General features: G+C 41.0%; 20 protein-coding genes. 17 read left to right on the top strand and 3 right to left on the bottom strand.

The window, feature by feature from the left end; translation table 11 throughout:
• Positions 1 to 175 precede the first annotated feature (175 nt).
• The 7 genes from ASG93_RS13015 (at position 176) to ASG93_RS12985 (ending at position 6,801) form a co-directional block, all read left to right on the top strand.
• Entirely contained in the window at positions 176 to 1,519 is a 1,344-nt protein-coding gene (locus ASG93_RS13015) for a Mur ligase family protein (protein ID WP_235550841.1), read from the top strand.
• Positions 1,500 to 2,216, top strand: coding sequence for a type 1 glutamine amidotransferase (locus ASG93_RS13010; protein WP_056832540.1), 717 nt, complete (start codon positions 1,500 to 1,502; stop codon positions 2,214 to 2,216). Before ASG93_RS13015 ends, ASG93_RS13010 begins: the two co-directional genes overlap by 20 nt.
• 150 nt (positions 2,217 to 2,366) lie before the next feature.
• A complete protein-coding gene (locus tag ASG93_RS13005; RefSeq protein WP_056832537.1) occupies positions 2,367 to 3,611 on the top strand; it encodes a D-alanyl-D-alanine carboxypeptidase family protein in 1,245 nt (414 codons plus the stop codon).
• 44 nt (positions 3,612 to 3,655) lie between these two features.
• Positions 3,656 to 4,804: an FtsW/RodA/SpoVE family cell cycle protein gene (locus ASG93_RS13000; protein ID WP_235550840.1), complete on the top strand. Its 1,149-nt coding sequence runs from the start codon at positions 3,656 to 3,658 to the stop codon at positions 4,802 to 4,804.
• A gap of 135 nt (positions 4,805 to 4,939) precedes the next feature.
• Complete coding sequence (locus ASG93_RS12995; protein WP_056832535.1) at positions 4,940 to 5,272, top strand: hypothetical protein; 333 nt, start codon at positions 4,940 to 4,942, stop codon at positions 5,270 to 5,272.
• A 46-nt stretch (positions 5,273 to 5,318) separates the two neighbouring features.
• Positions 5,319 to 5,879 carry a DUF1003 domain-containing protein gene (locus tag ASG93_RS12990; RefSeq protein ID WP_056832534.1) on the top strand — a complete coding sequence of 187 codons (561 nt, stop codon included), beginning with the start codon at positions 5,319 to 5,321 and terminating at the stop codon, positions 5,877 to 5,879.
• 190 nt (positions 5,880 to 6,069) lie between these two features.
• Positions 6,070 to 6,801: a polysaccharide deacetylase family protein gene (locus tag ASG93_RS12985; protein WP_056832532.1), complete on the top strand. Its 732-nt coding sequence runs from the start codon at positions 6,070 to 6,072 to the stop codon at positions 6,799 to 6,801.
• 285 nt (positions 6,802 to 7,086) lie between these two features.
• On the opposite strand, the gene ASG93_RS12980 is transcribed toward ASG93_RS12985, so the two are convergent.
• Positions 7,087 to 8,298 (bottom strand): cytochrome P450 family protein, encoded by a 1,212-nt coding sequence (locus ASG93_RS12980; RefSeq protein ID WP_056832530.1) that lies wholly within the window; start codon positions 8,296 to 8,298, stop codon positions 7,087 to 7,089.
• Positions 8,299 to 8,526: 228 nt separating this feature from the next.
• On the opposite strand from ASG93_RS12980, the gene ASG93_RS12975 reads away from it, so the two are divergent.
• From ASG93_RS12975 to ASG93_RS12955, 5 genes are all read left to right on the top strand, one after another.
• Positions 8,527 to 9,951 (top strand): PQQ-dependent sugar dehydrogenase, encoded by a 1,425-nt coding sequence (locus ASG93_RS12975; protein ID WP_056832528.1) that lies wholly within the window; start codon positions 8,527 to 8,529, stop codon positions 9,949 to 9,951.
• A 22-nt stretch (positions 9,952 to 9,973) separates the two neighbouring features.
• Positions 9,974 to 10,828 (top strand): energy-coupling factor transporter ATPase, encoded by an 855-nt coding sequence (locus tag ASG93_RS12970; protein WP_200984481.1) that lies wholly within the window; start codon positions 9,974 to 9,976, stop codon positions 10,826 to 10,828.
• On the top strand, positions 10,804 to 11,664 hold the full coding sequence (locus ASG93_RS12965; RefSeq protein ID WP_056832526.1) for an ATP-binding cassette domain-containing protein: 861 nt from the start codon (positions 10,804 to 10,806) through the stop codon (positions 11,662 to 11,664). Before ASG93_RS12970 ends, ASG93_RS12965 begins: the two co-directional genes overlap by 25 nt.
• Positions 11,643 to 12,470: an energy-coupling factor transporter transmembrane component T family protein gene (locus ASG93_RS12960; RefSeq protein WP_063891864.1), complete on the top strand. Its 828-nt coding sequence runs from the start codon at positions 11,643 to 11,645 to the stop codon at positions 12,468 to 12,470. The genes ASG93_RS12965 and ASG93_RS12960 overlap by 22 nt, the downstream gene beginning before the upstream one ends.
• A gap of 101 nt (positions 12,471 to 12,571) precedes the next feature.
• On the top strand, positions 12,572 to 13,138 hold the full coding sequence (locus ASG93_RS12955; protein ID WP_056832523.1) for a hypothetical protein: 567 nt from the start codon (positions 12,572 to 12,574) through the stop codon (positions 13,136 to 13,138).
• Between the two features lie 422 nt (positions 13,139 to 13,560).
• Here ASG93_RS12955 and ASG93_RS12950 read toward each other — a convergent pair whose 3' ends face one another.
• A complete protein-coding gene (locus ASG93_RS12950) occupies positions 13,561 to 14,655 on the bottom strand; it encodes a hypothetical protein (RefSeq protein WP_321166683.1) in 1,095 nt (364 codons plus the stop codon).
• Positions 14,656 to 15,160: 505 nt separating this feature from the next.
• Here ASG93_RS12950 and ASG93_RS12945 point away from each other — a divergent pair.
• The 3 genes from ASG93_RS12945 to ASG93_RS12935 all read left to right on the top strand — a co-directional run bounded on the left by ASG93_RS12945 (position 15,161) and on the right by ASG93_RS12935 (position 18,399).
• The gene (locus tag ASG93_RS12945; protein ID WP_056832521.1) at positions 15,161 to 16,519 is read left to right on the top strand and encodes an ABC transporter substrate-binding protein; all 1,359 of its coding nucleotides are present in this window, start codon (positions 15,161 to 15,163) and stop codon (positions 16,517 to 16,519) included.
• Positions 16,520 to 16,617: 98 nt separating this feature from the next.
• The gene (locus ASG93_RS12940; protein ID WP_047687703.1) at positions 16,618 to 17,496 is read left to right on the top strand and encodes a carbohydrate ABC transporter permease; all 879 of its coding nucleotides are present in this window, start codon (positions 16,618 to 16,620) and stop codon (positions 17,494 to 17,496) included.
• Between the two features lie 18 nt (positions 17,497 to 17,514).
• Positions 17,515 to 18,399: a carbohydrate ABC transporter permease gene (locus ASG93_RS12935; protein WP_082614912.1), complete on the top strand. Its 885-nt coding sequence runs from the start codon at positions 17,515 to 17,517 to the stop codon at positions 18,397 to 18,399.
• Here the strand turns inward: ASG93_RS12935 and ASG93_RS12930 are convergent.
• Entirely contained in the window at positions 18,389 to 19,300 is a 912-nt protein-coding gene (locus ASG93_RS12930) for a helix-turn-helix domain-containing protein (RefSeq protein WP_162262852.1), read from the bottom strand. The genes ASG93_RS12935 and ASG93_RS12930 overlap by 11 nt on opposite strands.
• A 118-nt stretch (positions 19,301 to 19,418) precedes the next feature.
• On the opposite strand from ASG93_RS12930, the gene ASG93_RS12925 reads away from it, so the two are divergent.
• Both ASG93_RS12925 and ASG93_RS12920 read left to right on the top strand, forming a co-directional pair.
• Positions 19,419 to 20,687, top strand: a complete 1,269-nt coding sequence (locus tag ASG93_RS12925; protein ID WP_056832517.1) for a hypothetical protein — start codon at positions 19,419 to 19,421, stop codon at positions 20,685 to 20,687.
• 104 nt (positions 20,688 to 20,791) lie between these two features.
• Entirely contained in the window at positions 20,792 to 21,760 is a 969-nt protein-coding gene (locus ASG93_RS12920; RefSeq protein ID WP_056832515.1) for a hypothetical protein, read from the top strand.
• The last annotated feature ends 160 nt before the right edge of the window (positions 21,761 to 21,920 follow it).

The raw sequence follows: 21,920 nt of genomic DNA, 5'->3' as shown, positions 1-21,920 counted from the left end.
AATCGTTTTCAAGGAAATTCACGGATATTTGTTTACATAATAATAATTATGAAATCTTATAAGAATTATCAATATCTCAGGTTAACCAGAAATATCTGGTTAGCCTTTTTAGGTTTAGGGTATATTAATTTTCGTTCTCACTTAGGCGGCTGTTACAATTGTTGAGGGAGTTGGAATGATGATTAAAAAAAATGTCGCTATCCTTAGCGGAAAGTCGGCTGGCAAATTAAGCCGATTATTAGGTAATCATGGATCTACTCTTCCGGGCGTAGTGGCAATCAAAATAGATCCGAACATTATAAGAAAATTATCTCATCAAATTAAACATTTTATTTTTATCACCGGTACAAACGGTAAAACGACGACCTCAAATTTGTTGGCACACCTCTTAAGGTCAACCGGAATGAAAATTTTGAATAATTTTGAAGGGGCAAATATGATTTCTGGCGTAGCCGCTTGTTTAATTAATCATACGACGATCTTGGGCCATTTAAATTACGACTATGCTGTACTGGAAATTGACGAAGCAAGTCTTCCTGTCATTTTGAAACAAATCACGCCGCAGATGCTCATTATTACTAATTTTTTTCGTGATCAGTTAGATCGTTACGGGGAGATAGATATGCTTATCAAAGATATTGAAAAGGCCATACATCCTATCGCGACGAAAATGATATTAAATGCGGATGATCCCTTTGTTTTTCGGCTGAGCGCTCTTAACAAAGATAATATCTATTACGGACTTGGTAAACAGGCATATACTTTTGGAGATTACGGGATGAGTGAGTCCAAATATTGCCCAAAATGCGGTGAAGAGATGCTGTATGATCACATTCATTTCAACCAGCTTGGATTTTATTCCTGCTCCTGTGGATTTAAACGTCCAACCCCACATTATGAAATTGATCGTGTTCAAAGTACCCCCTTAGCTTTTTCTTTGAAAAATGAGACCTATCAGATGAATATGACAGGTACATATAATGTTTATAATGCACTAGCTGCTATTACTTGTGCTGCTGAACTTGGTATTCAGGATAAAAACATAAAAGATTCCTTACATGATTTTCATATGGCCAATGGACGAATGGAATTGTTTTTTTATAAAGAATTTCCATATATTATTAATCTCAATAAAAATCCTTCAGGTATGAATGTCTCCATCTCAGAAATCCTCTCCACTCATTATGAGAAGCAAATTGTCTTCTTTATTAATGACTTTATTGCGGATGGGAAAGATGTTTCATGGATCTGGGACATTGATTTTGAATGCTTGCAAAGGGAAGATATCCAAAGAATCATTTGCTCAGGCAGCCGAACATTAGATATTACGCTTCGACTTAAGTATGCAGGGATTGATCCTAATAAAGTTATTAAAATTCCATCTATTGAGAAAGCGATACAGTATGCATTTAGCCACCCGATGCCTACTTATTTATTACCGACCTATACAGCCTTACAAGAGGTTAAAAACCACACGGAAAGGAGTATAAAGAAGGAAAATGAATCTTCTGCTCTATAACTTATTTCCGGATCGATTAAATCTATATGGGGATAGAGGGAATGTGATTGCGCTTCAAAAACGGTGTGAATGGAGAGGCATTCATTTAATGATAGCAGATATAAAATCGACAAATGACATGAACTTATCGTCCGTTGATATTATTTTCATCGGTGGAGGCAGTGATCGAGAGCAAGGTTTGATTACAACGGAATTACTTAAAATTAAAAATGATTTTAAATTTTGTGTCGAAGATGGTATTAGCTGTCTCGCCATATGTGGCGGATATCAACTTCTAGGGAGTTATTATGTGACTTCAGAAGGAACTATACATAGGGGAATGGAAATATGTGATTTTCACTCTACAGCACAAAAGGACCGTCAGGTCGGTAACATTTTAATTGAAACAAAGGAATTCGGTAGCGTAGTAGGTTTTGAAAATCACTCTGGGAGAACCTATCACTCCTATAAACCGTTAGGCAAAGTCATCAAAGGTTATGGTAATAATGGGGAAGATGGCACAGAAGGTCTTATCTATCACAATGTCATAGGAACTTATCTTCATGGTCCAATTTTGCCTAAAAATCCATCCATAACGGATCATATCATTGCTGCCTCGCTTGAAAGAAAATATGGAAAAAAAGAACTTATAGAACTTGATGATTCTCAGGAATACGAGGCAAAACAACATGCAGAAAAAATTTGTCTTACCCTATAACGCGGCTGAACAAAGCTCCCCTGAAATGGGGATTTTTTTGTTTTCATTTGTTTTTAAGGAACAGAGCCTATAATAAATCTCGTATGTGTTCAGAAATCAAATACGGGCGTATTTTAATATAGTTATTACTATTATTCGGGAGGATTTGGAATGAAGAAAGTGGTGTTCATCATTGTTATGCTCGCAGCTGTGCTAAGCCAAGTAGGAATTGCTTATGGAGAAACCAATTCTCCAGCTATATATAGCGGCACAGGTGTTGTGATCGATAGTTCGACAGGCGAGGTACTCTTTCAAAAAAACAAAGATGAACAAGCGTTTCCTGCTAGCTTAACGAAGCTTATGACGGCTATTCTTCTAGAAGATCATATGGTGGACGGTGAATGGATGACGGCTAGTAAAAAAGCTACTCAGCAAGAAGTAAGCAATTTTGTATTCAATTTGAAAATCGGTGAGAAGATGCAAAAAGAAGAAGCCTTGAGGGCACTTCTCGTGATCTCGGCCAATGATGTAGCGATGATGATAGCCGAACATATTGGAGGCGATGAAGCTTCTTTTGCTGCGATGATGAATACAAAGGCAGCGTCAATCGGCATGACACATACACATTTCGTAACACCTAATGGTCTGCATGATCCAGGGCATTATACAACTACCTATGATTTGGCTCTGCTTGCCAAAGAAGCTATGAAATATCCCGCTATTATGGAAGCAATGGGAACTGAAAAGACAGAGGTGAAGACGGACCAGCGGTCTGTACTTATAAAAGATCGCAGCTTCATTTTTCAGAATCCAATCGCATTGGGAGGGAAAACAGGTTTTACTAACCAAGCTCGAAATACGTTAATTGAATATATGAAAAAAGACAATAAAACCGTCATCGCAGTCGTCATGAAATCATCGCGAGGAAATGAATATCAAGACGTGCAAACGATAGGAAATTATGGACTCGACCATCTGGATGTGCAGCAAATTTTTAAGAAAGGGGATATCGCCGGTGAGACGACCTTTTATGGTGAGAACGTTCAAGGTGTCCTTGGAAATAACTTTGTTTTGACCAAACGAAAAGATGATGGCGCTGTTTATACGTATTCGCCTGTTTTTACGCCGTGGCAAAGTTGGCAAAAAACGATCGCGGCCGGCGAGGTGATCGGCGATTATCAAATTAAGAAAAATGGGGAGATGCTGGTGCAAATCCCAATTGTTTCCGCCAAAGAGGTTATTCATGTTGATGCTGCCCCAATAACCAAAGAGGTAAGTCAATCATCATCAACAAATTGGCCATTTTGGGTGGTTACTGGCCTATTGCTCTGTGCACTTGGCTCGTTCATCCTGCTGCAAAAGCGCAAACAACAAAAGTTAATTTCAACATTATCACAGAAAAATTATGATGCCTGAGTATGGGATTTAACACAAATATTTGTAGAAGGGGGGAGCCGCAAGTGTTCAAAGAGATGTTGCTTAGAGCGAAAAAAATAGATCTTATCATTATCGCTTTATTGTTATGTTTCATGGCTATAAGCACGATAGTGATCTATAGCGCCACTAATAATACGAAATTTGCCGGCCTGCATGAGAATAATTTAATTATGTTCGCAGCCATGTTTGTGCCCATGCTGATCTTGGCCGTGCTCGATTACCGGGACATTGTCAGACATTTATCCGTCATTTTATATGTAATCGGAATCCTGCTTCTAATTTTCGTCATGTTTAAAGGCATGAACATCAATGGATCTCAGCGATGGATCAATCTATATTTTATGCAGTTTCAGCCTTCTGAACTAGCAAAAGTATTCGTTATTTTACTGTTAGCCAAAATGCTGGAAAACCGTAAGGGAGAATATCTACGATTAGTTCAAGATATAATCCCAATGATAGTGGTTATGGGAATACCTTGTCTGATTGTTATGAATCAACCGGACCTCGGAACTTCCATTGTTTTTGTCTGTATTTTGATTGGGATGTTATGGGTCGGGAAGATTCGTATCAAGCATGGACTCATTGGGTTATTTGGGATCGTTGGGGTTATTGGCAGCATTACAACACTATATTTTGTGGATCTCCCCCTATTCAATAAAATTGTAAAACCGCATCAACTTCATAGAATACAAACCTTTCTAAACCCGACCAGCGATCCAAATCAGAGCTATCATGTTGTCAATTCCATTAAGGCAGTGAGTTCGGGTGAGTTAATGGGTGAAGGATTCCTTCACGGTAAAATGGTACAAAGCGGATACATTCCTTATGATTATGCAGATTCGATTTATGTCGTTATTGGTGAAGAATTTGGATTTGTTGGTTCGGCCGTACTTTTGTTGCTTTACTTTTTTTTGATATATCGAATGATTCGAATTGCTATGGCAAGCGAAGATTTAGCTGGTTCTTATTTGATCATCGGTGTGATATCGATGTTTACTTTGCAAATTTTCGAGAATATAGCGATGCATACAGGACTTATGCCGCTTACAGGAATTGCACTCCCATTTGTCAGCTATGGTGGAAGTTCTCTCATGACTAATATGCTTTCTATGGGTTTGGTTCTGAGTGTGATGATTCATCAATCGAAGCCATTTAAATTTGGGGATGAATAGCTATAATAGGTTGTTAATTCAATTAAATTTAATAAAAAAATCTTTTTTTATCAAATGAACAAATAAAACTCATCAAGTTTTAATGTAATATCCGTATAATCGAAGTGAACATAATCAAATTTAGGAGGCTAAAATATGTTAATACATAAAATCAGAAAAATAGTGGCCATTACTACAATTACCGGACTTGTGGCTGCATTCCCTATGTCAGCATTTGCGGCAACGAAATCGGTGACCCATCACACAGCTGTACACTTTACCAAACCAACACATAACGTGCAATCCCAGAAAAAAAATCTAGAAAGTCAGCTAGCTAATATCCAAAAATCGATTACTAGCACAAAGAAGCTATTGGAACAAGCAAAGACTTCAAAAGTTCAGGCGAAAATTAAAAAGTATGAAAATAAACTTAAATCATTAGAAGCAACTGAAAAGAAAATTCAAGCAAAGTTAAAAGCACTAAAATAGGAAGCACATGCAAAGATAAAACTCCTCACAAAGGAGGTTAATAACAATGTCAAAAAAAGCTTATTTTCAATGGAAAAAAGACTTTGCAGATGCTTCAAATATTCAAGGATTTGATATTGAGCTTAACCATGAGAGTACGAAACGAATTGATCGGTTAGTTGATCATTATGAGAAAAGTATTCTTTCTCATTTAGATGAAGAATATATAAGGAAGACGAGTTGGTCGGACCGGATTGCTGATCGAATTGCCTTCTTTGGAGGCAGTTGGAGATTCATTATCTGCTTTGCTATATTTCTGGCAGTTTGGATTGCTTGGAATACATTAACTGCAACTCCCTTTCATTTTGACAATGCCCCGTTCATCCTATTAAATTTATGCCTATCATTTGTTGCCGCTTTTCAAGCACCCGTCATTATGATGAGCCAGAATAGACAGGCTTCAAGAGACAAACATGAATCTATCATTGACTTTGCTATAAATTATAAAGCAGAACAGGAAATTGATGACATGCAAAGTCATCTTCACCGGATTGAAAATGAACTATTAGAAGTCAAAAAACTTCTTTTAGAACTTTCACAGAACAATAACAAAGATGTTTTGGAATAAAAAAAATACGAACCTCCGATCCTCAAGCAAGCGGGTTGGGGTTTCTTTTTTTGTGTTATATAATTAATAAGATGCGGCTTCAGAGAATAAACTTAATAGTATAAACATTTTCCTTATTTTAATAGGCAGACAGCCACTAACTCTTAAGGGAATTTGCGAAAGTATTTCTTTAGGAAGAGAGTGTTGAGATATGAGTAAATTTTTTATAATCATTCTGCTTGTTTTGTTCATATATACCGTTTTACCTACGCTTATAGTTCGTCTAGGTGGATTCGGCGTCTATACAAAAGGGAAGAGAGCGAATGGGATTGCTCTAACCTTTGATGATGGTCCCGACCCAGAGCATACACCACAATTACTTGATCTCTTGGGGACATACCAGATAAAAGCTACTTTTTTTGTACTTGGTTCCATGGCTGAGAAATACCCAGAGTTAATTTTGCGTATGCATCTAGAAGGGCATCTGATAGGGATTCACAATTATGTACATTGGGCAAACGCGTTAATGACACCCAAAAAGGTCAGGAAGCAGTTACGGGATTCAGTAAAGGCCATTGAAAACATAATTGGTGTAAAACCGATTCATTATCGACCACCCTGGGGGATTATCAATGTCTTCGATCTATTCCTGTTAAAAAATTTCCATTTGATTTTATGGTCTCTGATGGTCGGAGATTGGAGAAGCAGCGGTGGAAAGGAACGAATTCGAAAAAAACTGTTTTCTAAAATTAGCAACAAAGACATCATTTTGCTTCACGATAGCGGTCAGACTTTTGGTGCCCATCAAAACGCTCCCATTTATATGCTTGAGGCTTTGGGTGAATTTCTAGAAGAGTGTAAGCGGCGAGAATATCTCTTTCTGCGAATTGATAACAAAATGAAACTTGATGGTCTAAGGAAACAGGATCCCTTCGGTTTTTGAAAGAACGGTTTTTGATGAAAATGAGCAATTATTGAACAATAAGGAGCCGCGTGGGCAGATAAAAGGGATTTCAAGGAAGTCGTATCAGGCAGACAACCACTGCGAGGCTAAGTCTTCGACCCGGCGCTGTCGCTAACGGAAATATGTTAAAGAGGGGATAGACATGAGGATCCAGACAAATTCGAAGATGTTAAAACGCGACACAAAACTGTTATTCAAGCAGTTCTGCGTCGCATTTTTTTAAGCAAAGTTCAAATGAAAATTAATAAATCCGATTTTAATGCATCAAAATGTGACCGGAAACCGTTCCAAACCTCGCATCAAGATGCCCGAGCGCCATTTAAATTCCTCAGAAGTTAGGTCAATACTCAGGTTAGGTAAACGCTGAACCAATGTCGATAAAGCGATCTTAGCTTCCAATCGGGCAAGCGGGGCTCCGAGGCAGAAATGAATGCCGTTTCCGAAAGCAATATGCTTATTTTTCTTTCTCGTAATATCCAGCCGGTCAGGATTCTCGAATTGTTCAGGATCACGATTGGCAGCTGCCAAACCTGCGAAAATCAAATCGCCTTTGCTGACATTTTTGCCATGCCAAGTAAAGTCGAGTCTGGCCCAACGGGAAGTGCCAATTTCGACAGGACTGTAATACCTAAGCAATTCTTCGATGCCCGATTGGGTTAAGGCCGGATCGCTGCGCCACAAGCGTAATTGATCCGGGTTTTCCAATAATGCAAGTAATCCGTTGCCGATCAGATTGACAGTCGTTTCATGCCCGGCGACAATGAGCAGCCAAATCGTGGAGGACAACTCTTCAGCAGTCAGCTTATCTCTGCTATCGTGAGCTTGGATTAGCATGCTGATCAAATCGGAACCGGGGTACTTCCTTCTCTCGGTGATGAGCTCTTCGATATAACGGCCAAAAGCCTGGATGGAAGGGAATGCTTCTTTCATCTTATTACGATTATTGGCAGACTCAATAAAGTCACTGGACCATTTCTTAAACAGATAATGATCATTTTCGGGAATGCCCAGCATCTGGCTGATCACGATGATTGGAAGCGGAAAGGCAAAGTCTGCGATAACCTCCATGCTCCCTTTTTCCTGAATTTGGTCGATTAGATCATTGGTAATCCGCTGAATTTCATCCTGCATGTCTTCAATCATCTGGGGTGAAAAAGCTTTGGATACGATGGAACGAAGTCGGGTATGATCGGGCGGGTCGCTGGAGAGCATCTGTTTGCTGATCAGATCCATTTCCTTTTTGGGCATTATCGCCGCATAATCTTCAGGGGAAATAGATTGCAAATTTTTCGTAAAGCGATCGTCATTTTTCAATATTTGTACGGCATCGTCGTAGCGTGTGGAGAGCCATGCCCTCTGCCCATCCGGCATTGCAATTTCGAGAAGCGGATCATTTTGCCTGAGCTGCTTGTAAATCTCGTGGGCATTTTTTTTGAACTCAGGCGATGACAGATCGAGGTTTGCAAACGAAAACATAAATATATCACTCCAGTCCCTTTTTTTTAGAGGTTTTTCGAACCTCTAATTGGTATTTTATAGCAAATCGATGTAGAACAAAAATCTTTATTCGGAAAAGGCGAAATTTCAAAGGAGGGGGCAACCGTGCTGCGGGCAGTTATCTATAGTTCAATTCGAAGGGGTACTAATAGAACAGGTCTAATCATATTCTTATAAGTGAAAAAATAAGAGGGGGTGTAAAGTGAGTTGATAAAAGTTAAGGTTAGTTTACGACCCATTGTCAATAAGATAAATTTACCCACTGTTTTGAAAACAACTATACTTCCGGGTGACTCAATTGAAAGACTATTTATTGCTACCCAGATAGGAGAGATCTTTTACATAGGAAACGGGGTTATAAGGACTTTTTTAGATATTCGCCCACGAATCATAAAACTAGGTGGTTCTAGTGGTGGATATGATGAACGGGGATTAATAGGGCTAGCCTTTCATCCCGAATTTTATTATAACGGTCTATTTTATCTCCATTATTCAGTAGCTGGAACCCAAGGTCCAGGTGCTCTTCCAGGTTCTTTTGAATCTTTTAAGCCAAACCCGTGCGATTCTAAAACCCTAAACCTAAAGTGGATAAATAGAGAAACTCAATATGATCATATTGATACAGTTGAAGAATGGATTTTACAATCGAATGGTCAACCTCAAAAACGACGGACATTACTTAACATAAGAAGACCATTTTTAAATCATAATGGTGTCAATAGCTTAAACTTTTCACCTGAAACAGGAAAACTTGTTTTAACAACCGGAGATGGCGGGTCAGGTTATGATCCATTTAATTTAAGTCAGGACGATATGGAAATCGCAGGTAAAATAATTGAAATTGATGTAGTTAGGAATTCATCTATCGATAATCCACCCGTAGTCACACGTTTTAATGAACTTCCTGTACCTATTCAGGAAACGCTTACGGTAATTGCCAAAGGGGTTCGCAATATATCAGGAATTTCTTTTCAAAAGTTTTATAATCAGTATATCAAATATGTGGGAAATGTCGGACAGGATTTGGTGGAGTCGATTTTTTCATTCGTTCAGTATAAACCAATACCGGTTACTCAGCTTGTTCAAGCTTTTTTAATGGAATCAGAAGCTGACCAAGAAGGATTTATTAACTTTGGCTGGCGAGGGTGGGAAGGTGCTTTTCCTACTTCGTTTAAAAGGAGCTGCTCTGCAAATCCGACTTTGGATGAGAAAACAATTGCTTATTATAATGAGGCAGTAAAAACTTTAGCAGGGCGTCTTCAGCCTTTGACTAGCTATTTTCATAAAGATCCCCGACCCGATAAGTTTGGAGGAACTGCACTTACAGGAGTCCAGCCATATATGGGGAATGGAATCCCCAATTTAACGGGAAGCGTTGTGTTTACCGATCTTGCCCGGCACGAAGAATCTAGGCCTCCAGTTAGAGGGGTTTTAGCTTATACCAAGGTAAGAGCAGATTGTAAACCAAATGATTTTAGTGTTATTGAAACCGATTATAATTTTGGCTCTCAATCAGCTTATTATGTTAATTTGGGAACGAATATGGACCAAACCAAACTATATTTAGGGGTTTATGGCTCTATGAAAGTGACTGATTTTAACCAAGGTACTATTTTTGAAATTGTTCCATAATTCATAGAAAAGTGGCATCTTATTGCTGGCAGGTGATGATGTGACGACTTGCATATTTTTTGAAAACGTTTATTACAGCTATGGAGAACATGTAGACTGGGCATTGCAAGGAGTTAATTTCGCCGTACGTCGGGGAGAATGGGTAACGATGATTGGGGGGAACGGCTCCGGCAAATCAACGATAGCCCTATTAATGAAAGGGCTGCTTATTCCCACGAATGGGAAAGTATATATTCTTGATAAGGAGACGTGCAAACCGGAACATTTGGGGGAAATCCGGCAAAAGGTCGGACTCGTGTTTCAAAATCCTGATCAACAGCTCGTTTGCCTTACCGTTCAGGATGATGTCTCATTCGGCTTAGAAAATCTCGGATTGCCTCCGGCGGAAATCGAACGGCGCGTAGACGAGATCATGAGGAAATTAGATTTATTGGCGGTAAAAGAACAAGACCCCCATTCGCTGTCACCGGGACAAAAACAGAAACTTGCCTTTGCCGGGGTCACAGCCATGGAACCGGAGATCGTTATTTTTGATGAGGCGACCTCCATGCTGGATCCCCAGGGAGCGCAGGTTATCTATAACATGATGGCCCAGTTGCATCAACAAGGGATGACCATTATTCATATTACTCATGATCTTGACGAGATAGAAATCGGTGGACGTATCGTCATACTGAACGAAGGAAGGATCCATTTCGATGGAAGTTGGGAGGAAATTATGGGGAATACAAAATTGCTGGAAGAGGCGGGGCTTTGTCTACCGTTTGCCGTACGGATACGCAACGCACTGTGTAAAGAAGGATTTGATTTGGCGGAACGTGCAGCTACTCTCGAAGAAATGGCGAAGCAAATATGCAAGTACGTTTCCGGCAAGTAAACTTCTGGAATCAAAAGAATACTCCCTTTGAAAAGCAGGCTTTAAACCGCATTACGCTAGATATTCCCGCCGGACAATTTGTCGCCGTCATGGGGCATGCGGGCTCCGGAAAGACGACGTTAACGCAAATGATCAACGGACTTGTCGTTCCATCTGAAGGAGAAGTATGGGTTGGAAATGATCGCATAACAAACAAACGAAAGGACATGAACCGCTTAAGAGTATCGATCGGCTACGCCTTCCAGTACCCCGAGCATCAACTGCTGGCTGATACCGTTTATCACGATATCGCATTCTCGCTTCGCAGATTGAACTTGGATGAAGAAGAAATTCGCAACAAAGTGGAAATAGTGATGAACCTGGTCGGATTGCCTTTTGAACAATACAAGGATCGTTCTCCGTTTCAACTCAGTAGGGGACAAATGCGCCGGGTCGCGCTTGCCGGAATATTGGCGAGTGATCCGAACATGTTGATTCTGGACGAACCGACGTCGGGACTTGACCCTCTTGGACGGTACGAAGTTCTATCGTTGATCAAAACCTTGCAGCTAAAACAAGGAATGACAACGGTACTTATCACGCATCGTCTGGAGGAGGCGCTTGAGTATGCGGATCGGATCATCGTGATGAAAAAGGGGACTGTCTTTTGGGATCTTACACCTGGAGAGGTAAGGGAGAGATTGCCTGAGTTAACAGAAGCGGGACTGGCATCCACACCGCTGCTGAGATTGATCCAAGAGATTGAACGAAGGATTCCGGGATCCATACCCGGACATATCGTTGTAGAGAATGAATTGATATCGCATTTAATCAAATGGATGGGGCAGGAAAAATAGTGGGTACTATTGACAAATTTTCTATGGGTCGTTACGTACCCGGGCAAACTTTTGTACATAAGCTTGACCCTCGACTTAAAATCGTTTTTGCAATGATTTTTGCAGCTGCAATTTTTAGTTCAAATACAACTCTGCTATTAAGCATCCATACAGTGGCCGCGTTATTTGTGATACGCTTAACTCGAATATCGTTCTTTTATTTTTTGCAAAGTCTGCAGGGATTGTCGGCACTCATTGTTTTTTTCGGAATATATCACATGTTAACGGATCGTCAAGGATTACCGGTATGGTCTTTGGGACGGCTGATCATTTATGATCAAGGGCTTATGGGAGCTATTTTTATCAATGTGCGGCTCATTCTACTTATTTGCATAACCTCTTTGCTCACGTTAACGACATCCCCTGGGGATTTGACGGCCGGACTGGAACGGCTGCTTCGTCCCTTCGCCGTCATTCGTTTTCCCTCCGGCGAATTTGCTCTCATGCTGGCAATCGCACTTCGCTACATCCCGATCGCGGCAGAGGAAATCGATATCCTGATCAAAGCCCGAAAGGCGAGAGGGGCCTATTACGAAGGCCGGAATTGGATCCGTCGTATCCAGGAGCCATTGCGGTTGATAGTCCCCTTGCTTGTTCAATCCTTCCGCCGCGCTGAACAATTATCCGTGGCCATGGAATCGCGCTGTTACATAGGAGAGAGGGGCAGGACACACCGCCATACGCTGAGAATGGGGTGGCGGGAGGCGCTTGCTGGTACCGCTGCCTGTTTCTTTTTCGCTTCTACGTTCATAATTCGATTTTTTTAGTTGATAAGAATGTATAAGTTGTATACTTTTGCTTCGCATAAACCTTGACAAACGCGCTCGTCCTGAAGGACGACGGAGTCGTTTATCCTTGGGGGGATCGTATGGTCTTTTTAATGAAGGGTCTTACAAGCGCTCAAGAGCTTCATTCCTATTTTCAACAATACATGTCGAAAACCAATCAGCTAATTTTCACGGCTTTTCTTGCCTCCATCGCAGCCGTCTTGCAAGCCGCCGGCGGTTTTTTGCCGGGTGTCGGATATTTGATCAGCCCTTTTTCTACAGCGCCGATCGTACTATGCACGATTATTTCCTTCCGTTCCGGATTCATGGGGTATATATTGACCATTGTCTTGCTTCTCATTCTGCAGCCGAGCGAAATCATCGTCTTTCCTTTCACAACGGGATTATTGGGGCTGGGACTTGGCGGAGCCTTCTTGATGCTGAAACATTGGATCAGTATCATTGCCGCAGCTTCTTTGTTCTTATTTGCCGGGATCAATATCTTGCAGTACGGATTGCGTTTCCCGGTTTTGGGGCCGTCCGTATCTTCAACGTTTCATGTTGTTACATTTGTTTCTATTTACATTTTCTCAGCCTTGTACAGCTGGCTATGGGTTGGGATCAGCAATGGTTGCATGAAAAAAATGCACGCAATATTGATTAAATAGAAGTTCTCGAATGGAAAAGGAAATAATGTTTGTAATGGCATAAGTTTGCCGACAATCCTGTCAGGCGATCTTATGCCATTTTTTTGAAACGAGCCAACTTATTTACTTACGATGCGATGCATCTTGGAAATAAGCCTTGGTGGAAATTTTTCCATTAAGCAATACACTCGTGCATTCGGTTAGCTACTGAGTAATTGAATGTATGAGCAATTGTAACGTGGGAAGGAAAAATGGGATAAGAATATGCCGGTCTTAGTCTGTTTCTCACGGGCGACAACTACCGAAAAGAGCAGGTGTGAACCTGGTTGAGAGTATGTCGAGCATACGGAAAGGGCAGGTCTATCGAAAACGGAAGATGCTACATTGCGTTTAAAGTACATGAAAGTCACATGAAGAGAGCGATCTCAGTCATTTGAAATAAGCTACTCAGACACGATGCCTGAGTTGGCGAATAGGATTGCCTCGGTGGTCTCCCAGAGCTTCGGTAGGAACTGAATGACGTCCTCTGCACGGCGGATGATGGAGTCGGTGGAGGTGATACCGAGGTCTGCGATGATAGCCTCAAAGTCTGGAACGAATAAACGTTGCAGGTCCGGTGGGGCGTCTGCGTCCAAAATTTTGTGGCAGCGCGCAAAGGTTGCGACGATCCAGAAGACCGCCTCACGGTGGTAGCCGGCCCGGATGAGTTCACGGCTTCCGTCAATTGCAATTGGTCGTGTTGTGTCGGTGATGTCAGTGCTGAAGAAGAAAGGTGTCTTGGCCGCGGTCGCAGCGGCGTCATATACGAGTTCGAGCTTGGCGAGATGATGTTCGATGCGCTTGGGGGACAGATGAGTGCAGCCTAGCAGCATCAGCAGATCTGTGTAGAGGTCAGCGTGGCCGTATTCGGTAAGCACGTTGCGAGCGGCGAGGTAGCGAAGTCGCACAGTAGGGTTGCGAAGTGCGGCCACAAGGAGGACGTGCGTTGTTACGCCGGTCGGGAATAGCCACGACGTCACCAGGTCGTGTAACGGTGCAGAAGTATCTATGACCTGCAGCGCATTCTCGATCTTCTGTCGAGCGTTCTCACATCGGCGACGTACCCACACCCGCTCAGCAAAGTGGCGAGATACCTGTGATTGCAGTCTGCGCAGATGTCCGGTGGGGTCAGAAATTATCGAATCCACACGGAAACTGCCTGCAAGGTGGTAGGACGTCAGAACCTCATCGACCGAAGCGAGTTCGTTCCAAGACAAATATGTGGCCTCCACAAGGATGCCGTCGTAGATGAACTTCCCTAGCTTGAGGGGGGGCTCAGCCTGTGTGGTAACGATCACGACATCAATATCGGAGGCTGCCGACAACTCAGCGTCATCAGGCAGCCCTACCGTCGAGCCGCTGAAATACGCCCCATGGAAACAAGCATCTAAGCTGGCGTGGTGCATGACCCATTCAGTCGCGGCAGTTCGTGCAGAACCGACTTTCACAGAAGCTTGTTGAAGCTTATGACTTATCTTAATTTCGTTATGTTTCGTCAAGTGAATACTCCCCCTAATTTTTTGAAAGTCTTCATACAAGTCTAACTTTAACATGAGGATTGGGCTCCTATGAATATATTAATGCTGCAGTAATAGTTGAAAGAGAAACAATAGTTAAGAAGTCATTAGCTGATCTATTTAAAAATAAAGGTTTAGCATCTGAATATAGTTATATGTGGTAGAACTCCTTGGTATGATGTTTAAGGGTCAAAGTTCCATTGTAAATGGAGTATAGCCAAAGTTCATATTCTTAAGGTTAACTTTTTTGACATCGTTTCACAGATTTTGTCGAATAATAACGAGTAGAAATTCCACACTAATCAGCAAAATACGACGACTATAGGATAGGGAAAATAATATATACTAGATCAAAAAAATCCATCTACTATTCGGCAAAGTTCATTGAAAACGCTATCATCATATTCTAAAATATGTTTAACTCATAGCAGTCCAATTTATTCCAGTAGTTTTATATCAAATTATGTGAGAGGAGTCGATTGGAAGAATGGTAAAGAAAAAAACGTGGGGGTTAACAACCAGCTCCACCCTGATGCTAACAATGATTCTTACTGCTTGCAGCTCTTCTGCACCGGCAGGCGGCAACACAGCAGATGCAACTAAGGGACCAGCGCCTAAGGCTGGAAATGGAGAGGTTATCAAATTAAAGTGGAGTACTTGGGGTAATCCGGGAGAGTTAAAACGCTTTTACGAACTGACAGATCAGTATAACAAAGATCATCCGAATGTGAAATGGGAGCTGGTAGCCGTGCCGAACGATGGCTACGAAGAGAAGATTATTACTCAACTGCAAGGTGGTACTGCGCCAGACGCATTTTATGCTGGAGATCAAACCGTCGTTAAACTCATTAGTAACGGTTCAATCGAAGAATTGACACCATTGATGAAAGTAGGCAATGGCCCAATCAAAGCCGAAGATTTTGCTGAAGGGTTATGGGGCGGTTCGAAGAAGGGCGATAAAATATATGGAATCACAGTTGACTGTAATCCGTTAGTCATGTACTACAACAAGACAGTATTGACTGAAGCAGGTATCACCGACGATCCACAGAAATTGTACGAATCAGGGCAGTGGAATTGGAAGAAGCTACAAGAATTGACGGAACAGCTAAAGTCTAAAAATAAATATGGTCTTGTACTTGAAGATTGGTCATCCCCGGTCTATTCATGGGTAACGTTAAACGGAGGTAAAGCATACGATAAGCCTCAGGATGGCAAATTCATTGGAGATCAGGATCCGAAAACGGTTGAAGCATTCCAATATCTTGCGGAAAACACAAAGAACAAAAACTTCGTATTCTCAGGTTCACTACCTAAAGGACAAGGCCCAGATGCCATGTTCATGTCGAACCAAGTCGGATTTGGAATTGCTGGTCGTTGGTGGGTTCCGCAGTTTAATGCAAACACTTCTTTAAAATACGACATTGTCCCACTGCCAACTAACACTGGCAAAAAAATGGAACCAGCTGGCATTCCAACAGCGTACATGGTTATGAATAAAAAGACAGCTCATGCTAAAGAGACTTATGAGTTTTTATCTTACTTTGTTTCCAAGGATGGTCAAAATTTCCGTCTTAAAGGGGGAAATGCAGTTCCTTCGATTAGCGGTGTAGATGATCTCGTATTGGATAAGAATGCACAGCCGGCACATGCTCAATATTTCCTCGATGCTCGTGAGATCGGTTATGCCCTATGGCCTTCGGAATCCGGTGTTCCTGGAGCTTCTGATATAGTGAAAGATAACTACGACCTCTTGTTATTAGGCAAACAGGATGCTCAGACGACATTAAAGAAAATAAGCGAAGGTGTTAATAAGAAGATTGACGAAGTAAAAGTGAAAAAATAGGATGCATATACGGTAAGGTGTGACATGAAGAAGGGAAGGATGTTTGTATTCCGTCCCTCCTTTTTATTTTTTTGAACCAATTATATGGGAGGACTTGCATGAACCGTAAACGTTCTAATACATTCTGGGGGTATTTCTTTATTGCCCCGCAATTAATCGGACTGCTTTCCTTTTCACTTATCCCTCTGATCACAACCTTTGTTTTAAGTACATTAGATTGGGATGGATTTCAGCCTGCGACTTTTATTGGATTTAATAATTTCAGTTATGCCTTTCATAATCCTGATTTCCAGAAGGCACTAGTGAATACCCTTTATTATTCCTTATTAACGGTCCCAATGGGTATTTTTCTTGCGATATTGGTCGCTGTTGCTTTGAACAAAGTGAGATATCGTGTTATGTATCGGTTGTTTTTCTTCATGCCAGTAGTTACAAGCTCTGTCGCTGTCGCGATTGTATGGATGTGGCTGCTTAATGGTGACTTCGGTATCATCAATTTTCTGCTGCATAGCTTGTTCGGCATTAAGGGGCCACAATGGTTGACCAACTTGAACCTCGTTCTGCCATCCTTGGCGATTGTAAGTATTTGGCAAAAATTAGGTTTTAATATGATCATTTTTCTGGCTGGTTTACAAGGAATATCCAGAGATTACTATGAGGCTTCCATGATCGATGGAGCATCAAGGTCACAACAATTCTGGAAAATTACTGTGCCCCTTTTGTCGCCAACTACCTTATTTGTTACCATTATTGGCATTATTGACTCGTTTAAAATTTTTGATACGGCTTTCGTTATGACGAGCGGTGGTCCAGCAAAAGCTAGTTATACGATTGTGTATCATTTGTACGAGCTAGCCTTCAAAAACTTTCAATTCGGACGCAGTGCGGCAGCGGCAACTATGCTTTTTGTTATCATTTTGACTTTCACCATTGCACAGACCTATATTTCTCGCAAATGGGTCCATTACGCGGATTAAGGAGGATTTCGCATGAAAATGGTAAATCAGAAATTAGTTCCAGCAGGTACAGTACCCAGTAAACAAAAGAGCAACCATATAGGCAGTAAAATATCAACCATCATTCTGCATGTTCTGTTAATTTTAGCCTCTGTAGTCATGTTTGGCCCGTTTTTATGGATGGCATTCAGCGGTTTAAAAGACTTAGCCCAAATCTTTCAAGTGCCGCCGACCTTATTTCCGAATCCATGGAGATGGGAGAATATTAGCCGATCTCTAACAGCTATGCCATTTGATAAGGCTTACATAAACAGTGCTTATATTTCTGTGATCGTGGTACTAAGTCAATTGTTAACTTGCTCTATGGCCGCTTTTTCATTTGCTAAAATTGATTTTCCCTTTCGTAATGTTCTCTTTATCCTGTTTCTTTCCATGTTGATGGTTCCCGAACAGGTTACGATCGTTCCACTATACATCATTTTAAAAAAACTCGGCTGGCTCGATACGCACTTATCACTCATTGTTCCGGATGCATTGTTCAGTGCTTTTGGTGTATTTTTATTGAGGCAATTTTTTATGGGTATCCCACGTGACTTATCAGAAGCAGCCTACGTTGATGGTGCGAACATGTGGAAGATTTACTGGCGTATCATGGTTCCTCTCATTCGTCCGGCACTCGCTTCGTTAGCGATAGTTTCATTCTTGGGAAATTGGAACAGTTTTTTTAAGCCGGTCATTTTCCTTAGCTCAACCGACAACTTCACCGTACCTTTGATGCTTAGTACGTTTAAGGGACTCTATGTGACTGACTGGACTTTAATGATGTCTGGTTCTGCTATTGCCGTCATGCCCGTATTGCTCGTTTATCTTGTTCTCCAACGTAATATTATCGAGGGCATATCTATGACAGGCATTAAGGGTTAAGGTGAAAATAAACATTAATCGGATAATTTTCTTCCAATCGTTCGTCAGGAACAATGTGTTGGACACGTGGGTCAGTGTATTCTTTGCGGTATTCTGTCGCTGTCATACCGTAATAGGCGGTAAAAGCTCGTGAAAAGTAATGATTCTCAGCATATCCACAGTGCGAGGCGATTTCTTTAATGCTAAGTGTACTATGACGAAGCATATGAGAAGCGCGTTCTAGCCGCAGTTGAATAATCATTTGACGCAAAGGAATTCCGATGACACGTACGAAGACTCTGGTCAGGTGTTCATGAGATAACTGGCAATGGGCTGCAATTTCGGCTACGGTGATAGGCTCAAGGAGCCTATTACGAATATAGGTTAATGCTTTGCTCACCACAAGCGGATAGGCGGGGTCGGTTACGACCTCTTTTTTATTTTTTAAATATTTCATAGAGGGCATTGAAGTGTTTTTGCTTTTATTGCCCAAGTATTCAAGTTCGCTAAGCAGAGCTGACATTAAGATATTGCACCGATTGGTATCTTTCTCTTCATGAGCGATGTGGAGGATCTCGCTGATTATAGCCGAAGGTAGTCTACCTTCCCTAACCGGTATTACATCACAATATTTTGTACTAAATAACGTAGGCGCGAACCAATCACCACCATTGAAATGCAGAAAAAGATGACGAGTAGCGGCAGTCTCTCCGAAATGATAGCTGTGAGTTTCCCCTGCCTTTGTAAGAACCCAACTGGGTTGATTCAATGTATAAACTTGATCTCCATTTCGGTAAATGGTTCCATTTCCCTGAGGGAAAAACACCAACTCGTTATCGTCTAAAATACGTGGTCCCAGCTTCCAGTTACGTCGAACAATAAAGTCACCGCAGTAGTGTAAAGTAGGTAATTTTTCATTCAATTGGAGACACCCTTTCTGATCAAATAAATCCATTGAAATCCTTTCTTTATCTATTGTAAACGAATTCACATTAAGAGAAAATGAAATTATTCAGCGCTCGTCATAGGAGGGAATAAAGTTGGAAATTACATTTACAGGAATTGCTAATCCACATGCAATTGGCGCTTTCGGTGTTGATGCAAACGCTAAGATACTGCAGAGATATAGGTTCATTCATGAGCGTCTTATGTTTATAGGTGCAGCTCAGCTGCCTGCACGACATAACTGGGATGTCAAAACAGCAATGGGACGACACATCTATGAGGATGCAGAAGCAGCAGATCAGCTTCGTACACGTGTGAGTCATCTGCGTACGCCTCTTGCTAACGTTGGGCAGGAACCAGATCCAACTTTAGTGCTGCTTATGGACGAAATTCTTCATGCTCGTACAGATTCCGAATGGTTAGCTGGCATTTATACAGTGATTAAACCAGCACTTATTGAAGCCTATAGGAGCCATATACAACGTACACAACAAATTGTAGATCAACCGACTATTCGAATATTACGCTCAATCCTTCTCGATCTGGAGGAACAAGTAAATTGGGGGGAGGCGGCAATTGCTCACCTGAAGAACGCTGGGGAGTGGGAAGAGGCTGGTTCTGAAGAACTGTGTACGTTGTTAAAGCGATGCATCCTTGCAGCAGGTGGAATGAGCAACGAAATGAAAAGGTCTTCTGAAATACCAGAACGTATAAGATCATTCCAGGTCTATCAATTGCCCAAAAAATCGCAAAGAGAAGCACATATGGGTGAAACAACCCTTTACCGTACAAGCATGGGAATGAAATTCGAGAAGCCGAATGAGGACAGACTGGTCGGTATGATGAGAGTACGTCAGGAAGAGATGACGGCGGCGGAACTTATTGCGGCTGTGTTATGGTCACAAAAAGGAATGCCGTGGGCATTCTATCGGGATTTAGCAAGGCATTTGTGGGATGAGGTTCGCCATGCGTTGTTTGGTCAAGCAGCACTGGAGGCTGAAGGGTTGAATTGGCGTTCACGCCCGCAATATACATCTGATTATGATATCAATATAGAAAAAATCCCAAGTGCGCAATACGCGTGGCTAAGTATTGGAATCGAAGAAGGGGCGATGAAGCGACCGGGGAAAGTAGGGGAATTTGAATTCTGCAGAGATCAAATGAAGCATCCATTAATGACTCAGTTCCAGGATTACGATTGGGCAGATGAGGTGGTCCATGCTTCCTTCGGCCGTACATGGACTCCGGAGCTATTTGGTGAAGAACTAGCATTTATACGTGAAGTTGCTAAGCATGAGTTAAATCATTTTTTCAGTGAAGTTCGAAAGGCAGAAGAGATAGCAGCTGCCGAAGATGAAATATAGGAACGCTAGCACAACAATAAGCAAACATTTGAAGGGCTGTCACTTGGCAACCCTTCATTCCGTACGGGCAGGTTATTACAATGAGGTATTGAGGGGGAATATCATTGAAAATTGTTCCAGACAGGTTCGAGTTTGGAATCGAAAAAGAATATGCAATCGTTTATAAAGAACGTGACTTCATAAGTTACTTATTAGCATCACAACAGATTATAAATAAAATAAAGTCTATGTCGGATATTCATGAAAATCTAGTAAAAAAAGTGGGTTATTTGTTTAGCGAAGGCTGGGAGATTCATCCTGAATATTCCAATGCTTTAATAGAAGTCGTATCTCCTCCTTATAGCATGGATAGTTTTGATGAAATAATAGATGGTTTTCAAGTTTTTGAGGAAGTTGTAGGTAATTTGTTAATAGACTTCAAAGAAAAAAACACAAATCTAAAAGGAGAGATTTTATTTACAGATAAGTTTAGTTCCTCGACAGACACATTCATTAACTTTAATAAAGAAAAAATCACTGATATTAAACAAATTATACTTACGGATGAAGTTGTTACTTTTGTAGGAAGTAAAAATCTAATTCCCAAATCCTTCAAGAAAATTAATGATTTAAATTTACTTTATGCGGGGTTTATTTCTACTCATGTTACACTACATCCTAAATATTGTTCAAGATGGGACATTAAACATGAGGCAGAATACTTTTGGAACTTATTAGACCTTCTGTTTTTGTCTAAATATGATATAAATGACAGTACCTTTTATTATAAAGGTAAAGATGAAATCCGGTGTTCAACAACACCCCGAAGCGAACTAATATCATGGGCGGATAGGACAAGTATCTTCTATGAAAAAAGTATTAAACAAATAATGGAAGGCGATGCTCAAGAGAAAGTTGATACGTATAATCTTTTTTTAAAAGAACAACACAAAGGGAACCGAACTTATTTAGCAAAAATAAAACATATTGAAGAATGGACATTATTTGAAATTAGAAGGTTTCATAGTGGAATATCAATTAACTATATTAAAGAATTTTTATTAAATGCAAGTAAGATTATAATAAACCAATAAAACAAGACACCAATAACACCACGTTGGAAAAGACTTGTTGGCTTTCTTATTAAGCTAACGAGGAAGTACGACAAGTTCTACGAAACGTTCAAATTCCCACAAATTTTTAATTAACAAACAACAAAATACAACTATTAATTTTGGGTTTATGTAGGTTATA

It is taken from the genome of Paenibacillus sp. Soil787 (assembly GCF_001429545.1).
In the GTDB taxonomy this organism is placed as follows: domain Bacteria; phylum Bacillota; class Bacilli; order Paenibacillales; family NBRC-103111; genus Paenibacillus_E.
The sequence above is the reverse complement of the archived record's forward strand: the minus strand, read 5'-3'. Positions and strand labels throughout refer to the sequence as shown.